Here is a 7,620-nt window from a genome sequence, read left to right as displayed (position 1 = left end):
CCCCCGTGGTCACTGCATACACCGTGGCCCCCCTCGCATCACGATCTCGGCATCAGGATAAAGCCGACAAGGTGCACAAAAAGGGCGTATGCGAATAAGCGTACAGAGAGGTCGCTGTGAGGCCGCCAGGCCGGCAGCTCAGACCGGCAGCGGGGCGTGCTCCGACTCGGGCAGCGAACGCGACGGCGGGACCACGAACTTGTAACCCACCTGGCGGACCGTGCCGATCATCGACTCGTACTCGGAACCGAGCTTGGCCCGCAGCCGTCGGACGTGCACGTCCACCGTCCGCGTGCCGCCGAAGTAGTCGTACCCCCAGACCTCGCGGAGCAGTTGGTCGCGGGTGAACACCCGGCCCGGGTGCTGGGCGAGGAACTTCAGCAGCTCGAACTCCTTGTAGGTGAGGTCGAGCGGGCGGCCCTTCAGCTTCGCCGCGTACGTGTCGGGATCGATGGTCAGCTCACCGGCCCGGATCGAGCCGCCGGCGCCGGCGGTGGCGTTGCTCAGCCGGCCGACGGCGAGCCGCAGCCGCGCCTCCACCTCGGCGGGGCCGGCCGAGGCCAGGATCACGTCGTCCACACCCCAGTCGGCGTTCAACGCGATGAGGCCGGCCTCGGTCACCACCGCCACCAGCGGCACGCCGAGGCCGGTGGCGTGCAGCATCCGGCAGGTGGCCCGGGCCTCGCTCAACTCGGAACGGGCATCGACCAGCACCGCGTCCGGGCTCGGCCCGGCGACCAGGGTGCGGACGTCGCGGGGTGCGGTGCGGACCGAGTGCGGGAGCAGGTCCAGCGCCGGCAGCACTGCCGATGGTTCACCTGCACGCGCGGTCACCAGCAACAGGATCTCCACACGATCACCTCCGTCCGGCGGCGAGGAAGCCGCGCGCGGCCAGCGGATCCCTGACGGGCGTGCGCTGCGTACTTGTGTGGTCCCGGCGTCGCTGACGGGCGGGTTACGCGTTGAGCGTAACCGATCAGCGGGGAGCGGCCCTGGTCGTGCTTTCCTGTTTGCCTGATCTGCCCATGATCGCGCCGAAGGTTTTAACGTTGCCGAAACCGTGACCTCCGTCGGAGCGCCCGGGTCTGGCACGATCGGGGCGTGTTTCCCTCGACCTCGCCCGACGCCGGCCGTGACCCGTGGGCCGGCGACGCGCCCTCCGGGCCGGCCGGCCCGCCGTCCGGCCGCCCGCCCGCTCCGCGTACCGCCCCGGCCGAGGACGAGAGCGGCGGCCGGCGGGAACGGGGGCCACGGCGCTTCCGCAAGGGCGGCGCGCCTCGCCGCCCCGCCGACGAGATCCCCGCGGAGGACGAACAGCCGGTCGAGCCGGTCGAGGTGCGCAAACCGCTCGCCCTGACCATCGCCGGCTTCGCCGCCCTGCTCGGTGTCGGCCTGGTGCTCGGCGCGCAGACCGCCGGGCCGGGGCACCGGCTGCCGTTCGCGATCATCATCTTCGGTGTGCAGCTGCTCTTCGTCCTCGCCTGGACGATGGCCATGCGCCCGCCCGCGCTACCGCTGGTCGCGCTGATCAGCGCCGCCGTCGCCGCCGCGGCGAACGTCGCCGCGGTCCGGTCCGACATCGCCGGTCTGGCCCCACTGGGGTACGTCGCGGCCGGCGGCTTCCTCCTCGGCGTGCTCGGGCAGCTCGTCCGGCGGGTCGACCGGGTACGGGTCACCGACTCGCTCGGCACCACCCTGCTGATCGTGGTCGGGGTGGTCGCGTTCGGCACGCTGATCACCCTCAGCCGGATCCCCGCCGGCACCCAGGCGATCACCGTCTGCCTCACCGCCAGCGGCGTCGCGCTCATGGTGGCCCGGCTCACCGACGCGGTGCTGCCCTGGCCGCGGCTCGCCCCGCAGGTGCCACGCGGCGCGGCCGGCGTGGTCGTCGGCGCGATGATCGGCACCATGGTCAGCGCGATCCTCGGCAGCTACCTGGTCACCCCGTTCACCCCCACCCGGGCCGCGATCATCGGACTGGTCGCGGCGGTCGCGGCCGTCCTGGCCGACCTCGCCGTCGGGTACGCCGAGGCGGGCCGGCTGATGGCCGGCGAGCCGCCGACGATGTGGATAGCCCGGCACATGCAGGGCCCGCTCGGCGGCTTCGCGTTGGCCGCGCCGGCCGCGTACGCCATGTGCGTACTGTTCCTGTGAGCGCGAGGAGTGAGCCGGTTCTGCGAGCCCCGCAGTCGCGAACGAAGGCGATGCTGTGAGCCGAGGGTTGAGCGTCAGCGCGGTCGGGTACCACCGGGACCGCGTGGCGACGTCGAGGCAGTGGCGTCGTCGAGGCAATGGCGTCGCGCCGACGCGACGAAGACGAGGGGGAGGGCAGCGTGACTGAGGCGTACCCGGCGAACGGGAGGCGTCGGCGACGCGGACGCGGAGTGCTGGTCACGCTGGTCGTCCTGCTGCTGCTCCTGGGTGGGCTGCTGGTGGTGGCCGACCGGGTGGCGACCGGGGTGGCCGAGCGCGCCATCGCCGACCAGGTGGAGCGCGAACTGACCCAACAGCAGGCGCGGTCAGCCCCCCCGCAGGTCGACGTCGCGGGATTTCCCTTCCTGACCCAGGTGCTGGGTGGCCGGTACGAGCGGATCTCCATCGTCCTGACCGACGTGCAGGGCTCGGTCCAGGGCAACGCGGTGAACCTGCCTCGGCTCGACGTGGACGCCCGCGGGGTACGGGCCTCGCTGGACACCCTCCGGTCCGGCCAGGGCGACGTGGTCGCCGACACCGTGAACGGGACCGGCACGATCGCCTACGACAGCCTGGCGAGGCTGCTGGACCGTCCCGGGCTGAAGCTCGGCGCGCAGAACGGCAAGCTGGTTGTCACCGCCCCGGTGGACATCCTGGGCCAGAAGCTCACCGTCACCGGCACCGCCGACGTGACCGTCGCCGAGGGCAACAAGGTGGCACTGCGCTTCAACGACCTGAACGCCGAGGGTCTGCCCGCGGTGCCGCTGGCCCGGACGCTGCTCAACAACTACGCCAAGGGAATCTCGGTCGACGTGCCCCTGCCCGAGTTGCCGTTCCAGCTCTCCGTCCGCAAGGTGGAACCGCGGCCGGAAGGGCTGACGGTGACCGCCGACGCCCGGGACGTTCCGATCAACCAGGTCGGCTGAGCCGCGCGACGACTTCCGTGTGCCGACCGGCGTCCCGGATGCTGGTCGGCCCGGTGGCACTCTGCGAGACCGCTGGTAGGCTCCCTGGTCATGGGGACGCTCCTCACCAAACGGCGCGCGGTCGACCTGTGCCGCGTGGCCACCTGCCTGTGTCGCTCCGTCTTCTGACGGCGGGGCTGTCTCCGGCCGCCTAGCGGCCACCGGCACTCAGGGTCCGCGTACCCTCTCCGGTTTCCCACCGTACGCCCGGCAGCGGCGCCGTCGCACAAACCCGTGATCCGTTCGTCCATGGGTCCCGCGCGTGGTGCGACAATCACCGATTTCCGTCCCCGCGCTGGCTCACCGTCCATCCTTCACCAGGGAGTGATCTGATGAGTCGCGACACCGCACTCGTCTCGGCCGACTGGGCCGAGAAGAACATCGACGCCCCGGGCGTGGTTTTCGTCGAGGTCGACGAGGACACCTCGGCCTATGACACCGGCCACATCGCCGGGGCGATCAAGCTCGACTGGAAGACCGACCTGCAGGACCCGGTCCGCCGGGACTTCGTCAACAAGGCTCAGTTCGAGGCGCTCCTGTCGGAGCGGGGCATCGCCAACGACGACACCGTCATCCTCTACGGCGGCAACAACAACTGGTTCGCCGCGTACGCCTACTGGTACTTCAAGCTCTACGGCCACGGCGACGTCAAGCTGCTCGACGGCGGTCGTAAGAAGTGGGAGCTGGACGCCCGCCCGCTGGTGACCGACAAGGTGGAACGCCCCCGGACCCAGTACGTGGCCCAGGAGCCGGACACCTCCATCCGCGCCTTCCGGGACGACGTGGTGGCCGCCATCGGCACCAGGAACCTGGTGGACGTGCGCAGCCCCGACGAGTACGCCGGCCGGCTGCTCGCCCCCGCCCACCTGCCCCAGGAGCAGGCGCAGCGCGCGGGCCACGTGCCCACCGCGATCAGCGTCCCGTGGTCCAGGGCGGCCAACGAGGACGGCACCTTCAAGTCCGACGACGAGCTGCGCAAGATCTACGCCGACGCCGGACTGGACGACAGCAAGGAAACCATCGCCTACTGCCGGATCGGCGAGCGCTCCTCGCACACCTGGTTCGTGCTGCAGGAGCTGCTCGGCCACCGCAACGTGAAGAACTACGACGGATCCTGGACCGAGTACGGCTCGCTGGTCGGTGTGCCGGTCGCGCTCGGCGACGAGCCCGGGGAGGCCTGATCATCATGACTGCTCCTACCGCCGCCGGTTGCGCCGCTCCCGACCAGGCCGCCCCGCTGCCGGCCAGCCTGGACCTGGAGAAGGAAACCGTCATCACCGGCGTCGTCCGCTCCGACGCGGGCGAGGTCGTGCCGGGCGCGTACGTCCGGCTGCTCGACTCGACCGGTGAGTTCACCGCGGAGGTGGTCACCTCCCCGGCCGGCCAGTTCCGCTTCTTCGCGGCACCGGGCGACTGGACGCTGCGGGCACTGTCCCGGTACGGCAACGGCGACACCGCGGTGACCGCCGCGCGCGGCATCAACGAGGTTGTCGTCACCGTCGCCGCCTGACCACGCTCTGATCGGCTCGGGCCGGCCGCCCCGACGGGGTGGCCGGCCCGAGCCGTACCGTGAATCAGAATCCCGCTGATGCCCGCTCAGGCCGTGGCGCCCTTCGACGACACTGCGGGAAACGACACCTGAACCCGCAGACCGTCGTGGCCGGTGGACGACGCCACAATGGTGCCTTCGTGAGCACGGGTGATCGAGCGGGCGATCGCCAGCCCGAGGCCGGCGCCGCCGCTGTGGTCGATGCGGGTGCCGGATCGGCGCCGGAAGGGCTCGAACAGCGCGGGGACCTCCTCGGGAGGCACGTCGTCTCCGGTGTTCGACACGACCAGGGCCGGATCTTCACCGACCCGCACGTCGATGGTGCCGTCCGTGCGGTTGTACTTCAGGGCGTTCTGCACGAGGTTGGTGATCAGCCGCTCCAGCAACACCTGCTCGCCGAGCACCACCCGTGGCCGCAGCGTGCTGGTGATCGCCACTCCGGCCTCGGCCGCACGTGGCCGGTGGGCGTCGAGCACCGTGGCGACGATCCGATCCAGCCGCTGCGGTGCCCGGACGACCAGGCCCCGGTCGCTCTCACTGAGCACCAGCAGCCCTTCGATCAGGCGCTCGTTGCGCTCGTTCGTCTTCAGCAACTGGGTCGTGAGGAGGCTGAGCTGATCGGCGGTCAGGCTCCCGGCCATGCCGACCTCGATCAGCGTCCGCTGGACCGCGAGGGGGGTGCGCAACTCATGCGAGGCGTCCGCAGCGAACCTGCGCTGCGCCTCGTACCCGACGGCTATGCGGTCCATCATCTCGTCGATGGCGCGGCCGAGTTCGGCCAGCTCGTCGCGGCCCGAGCCGGGATGCAGCCGATGGCCGAGGTTCTGCGGCCCGACGTTCTCCATTCCCCGGGCCAGGTCGCGGACCGGCCGCAGGCACCATCCCATTGCCGGGTACGCGGCGGCCAGCAGGAGCGCCAGCACGACCACCAGGGTCGCCACCAGGGGGATGCTGGGCCGCCGGAAGACCTGCACACAGACGAACGAGGCGTCGCCGTCCGGCGCGCGACCCGGCGGGACGACGCACCACTCGGGTCCGAACTCGCGCCACCACCCGAGCAGGTGCTCCGCGACCAGCGGCGCGAACTGGCCCGCGACGAGGAGGACGCCGCACAGCACGAGGATCCGTCGGCCCGGTGACCGGACGTTCATGACCCGAGACGATATCCCGCGCGGGGCACCGTGTGGATCACCTCGGGGCGGCCCAGCTTCCGCCGCAACGTCATGATGGTCATGCGGACCGAGTTGGTGAACGGGTCGGCGTGTTCGTCCCAGGCCTTCTCCAACAGGTCCTCGGCGCTCACCACCCGGCCGCCGGCACGCATCAGGACGTGGAGAACGGCGAACTCCTTGGGCGACAACGCGAGTACCCGCCCGTCCCGCACGGCCGTGTGCCGCGTGACATCGAGCATGATTCCGTTGCTGTCCAGCACCGGTGGCAGCGCGGCGACCGAACGCCGGGCCAGGGCTTGTATCCGGGCGACGAGTTCGGCGAACGCGAACGGCTTGGTCAGGTAGTCGTCGGCGCCGAGGCCGAGACCCTCGACGCGGTCGCGGATGCCGGCTGCGGCGGTCAGCAGCAGTACCCGGGTGCCTGCTCCGGAGCCGACGATCCAGCGGCACACCTCGTCGCCGGTCTGCCCCGGCATGTCCCGGTCGACGACGGCCACGTCGTACTGGTTGACGCCGACCCGTTCCAGGGCGCTGTCTCCGTCGTAGACCACGTCGACCGCCATGGACAGCCGGCGCAGTCCTTCGGCCACGGTGTCGGCCAGCAGTCGTTCGTCGTCCGCCACCAGCACTCGCACGCCGCGTTCCCCTCCTTCGCCCACCGGCGGACAAGTTCGCACAGCGCGGATAAAGAATGCATAAGGACGGCACTGACGGCCCGCTGACCGACAGGTCCCGATCATGGTTCGGTCCCTGCCCGATCTGTTGGTTCCGGTGATGCTCCTTGCGTAGAATCATGACAAAGAGCGCTGTAGCTCTCCTGGCGATCGTAACCGTCATTCCCTTGTGGGCATCTGGTGCGGCAGCCATCGCGTACGGCGAGGACGCGGCCGATGGCGACTACCGGTTCTCGGTCCTGCTCACCGCGACGGGCCTGCCAACCCCGGGCGGCGGCACCCGGGACAGCTGGTGCTCCGGCGCGTTGATCGCGCCGCGTTGGGTGATCACCGCCGGGCACTGCTTCCGAGACGTCAACGGCCAACGGGTCAGTCGCACCGTGGCTCGCCGTACCACCGCGACTGTCGGCCGCACCGACCTCCGGGGGCGAGACGGGCAGGAAATCGAGGTCGTCGCGGTGCACCAGGCCGAAACCGCCGACGTCGCACTCGCCGAACTCCGCACCGCGGTCACCGGCATAGCTCCGCTGAGGATCGGTACCAGGCCTCCGGCGGTGGGCGAGACACTTCGGTTGACGGGCTACGGCCTGTCCACCGACGGCGGCCCTGCCGTCCCCACGACCCGGTTGCAGACCGGCGAGTTCATCGTCGTCGCGATCGGCGACATCCTGATCGAGACGTCGGGCCAGGCCCCGCGCCAGGACACCAGCCCGTGCCCACACGACTCCGGCGGACCGTATTTCCGCGATCGACCTGGCGGGACACCAGAGCTGGCGGCCTTGGTCAGCACTGGACCACCCTGTCCCCACCACGGTCCCGACTTCAGCACCCGCACCGACAATCTCCATGCCTGGATCACCGGCACGGTGGCTGAGACGTCGGACAAGAGCCGGACCGGCGGCGACAGCGGGTGGTCATCTTCCGGGTCCGGCCGTCGTACCGGCCTTCTGCTCCTCGTGGCCGGCGTGTCCCTGCTCGCCCTTCTTCTCCTCGCAGGTCGTGTCTCCTGGATCATCGGCCGTCGGTCCGGTAGATAGATCGGCGTGACGCGGCGACCTGGGTGAGTG

9 protein-coding genes are annotated in these 7,620 nt (G+C 70.8%); 6 read left to right on the top strand and 3 right to left on the bottom strand.

Features of this window, described 5'->3' with window-relative positions; genetic code table 11:
• Nucleotides 1–138: 138 nt before the first annotated feature.
• Nucleotides 139–852 (bottom strand): response regulator transcription factor, encoded by a 714-nt coding sequence (locus E1182_RS27620; protein WP_132184430.1) that lies wholly within the window; start codon nt 850–852, stop codon nt 139–141.
• Nucleotides 853–1,101: 249 nt separating this feature from the next.
• Here E1182_RS27620 and E1182_RS27615 point away from each other — a divergent pair, with 249 nt between their 5' ends.
• The 5 genes from E1182_RS27615 (at nt 1,102) to E1182_RS27600 (ending at nt 4,668) form a co-directional block, all read left to right on the top strand.
• Nucleotides 1,102–2,154 carry a hypothetical protein gene (locus E1182_RS27615; protein ID WP_132270674.1) on the top strand — a complete coding sequence of 351 codons (1,053 nt, stop codon included), beginning with the start codon at nt 1,102–1,104 and terminating at the stop codon, nt 2,152–2,154.
• A 179-nt stretch (nt 2,155–2,333) separates the two neighbouring features.
• Entirely contained in the window at nt 2,334–3,119 is a 786-nt protein-coding gene (locus tag E1182_RS27610; protein WP_132270673.1) for a DUF2993 domain-containing protein, read from the top strand.
• Between the two features lie 90 nt (nt 3,120–3,209).
• Nucleotides 3,210–3,287, top strand: a complete 78-nt coding sequence (locus E1182_RS33110) for an Ms5788A family Cys-rich leader peptide (protein ID WP_347813033.1) — start codon at nt 3,210–3,212, stop codon at nt 3,285–3,287.
• Between the two features lie 203 nt (nt 3,288–3,490).
• The gene (locus tag E1182_RS27605; protein ID WP_132270672.1) at nt 3,491–4,339 is read left to right on the top strand and encodes a sulfurtransferase; all 849 of its coding nucleotides are present in this window, start codon (nt 3,491–3,493) and stop codon (nt 4,337–4,339) included.
• Nucleotides 4,340–4,344: 5 nt separating this feature from the next.
• Entirely contained in the window at nt 4,345–4,668 is a 324-nt protein-coding gene (locus E1182_RS27600) for a DUF1416 domain-containing protein (protein WP_132270671.1), read from the top strand.
• An 86-nt stretch (nt 4,669–4,754) separates the two neighbouring features.
• On the opposite strand, the gene E1182_RS27595 is transcribed toward E1182_RS27600, so the two are convergent.
• The gene (locus E1182_RS27595; RefSeq protein ID WP_132270670.1) at nt 4,755–5,858 is read right to left on the bottom strand and encodes a HAMP domain-containing sensor histidine kinase; all 1,104 of its coding nucleotides are present in this window, start codon (nt 5,856–5,858) and stop codon (nt 4,755–4,757) included.
• A complete protein-coding gene (locus E1182_RS27590) occupies nt 5,855–6,514 on the bottom strand; it encodes a response regulator transcription factor (RefSeq protein WP_132270669.1) in 660 nt (219 codons plus the stop codon). Before E1182_RS27590 ends, E1182_RS27595 begins: the two co-directional genes overlap by 4 nt.
• 206 nt (nt 6,515–6,720) lie before the next feature.
• On the opposite strand from E1182_RS27590, the gene E1182_RS27585 reads away from it, so the two are divergent.
• A complete protein-coding gene (locus E1182_RS27585) occupies nt 6,721–7,590 on the top strand; it encodes a trypsin-like serine protease (protein WP_243706448.1) in 870 nt (289 codons plus the stop codon).
• The last annotated feature ends 30 nt before the right edge of the window (nt 7,591–7,620 follow it).

Source organism: Micromonospora sp. KC721, from assembly GCF_004348355.1.
Classification (GTDB): Bacteria; Actinomycetota; Actinomycetes; order Mycobacteriales; family Micromonosporaceae; genus Micromonospora.
This window is presented reverse-complemented; position numbering and strand designations above follow the sequence as displayed.

Coding starts and splice junctions, on each gene's coding strand:
- E1182_RS33110 (WP_347813033.1), top strand. CDS start 3,210: ATGGGGACGCTCCTCACCAAACGGCGCGCGGTCGACCTGTGCCGCGTG.
- E1182_RS27605 (WP_132270672.1), top strand. CDS start 3,491: ATGAGTCGCGACACCGCACTCGTCTCGGCCGACTGGGCCGAGAAGAAC.
- E1182_RS27600 (WP_132270671.1), top strand. CDS start 4,345: ATGACTGCTCCTACCGCCGCCGGTTGCGCCGCTCCCGACCAGGCCGCC.
- E1182_RS27595 (WP_132270670.1), bottom strand. CDS start 5,858: ATGAACGTCCGGTCACCGGGCCGACGGATCCTCGTGCTGTGCGGCGTC.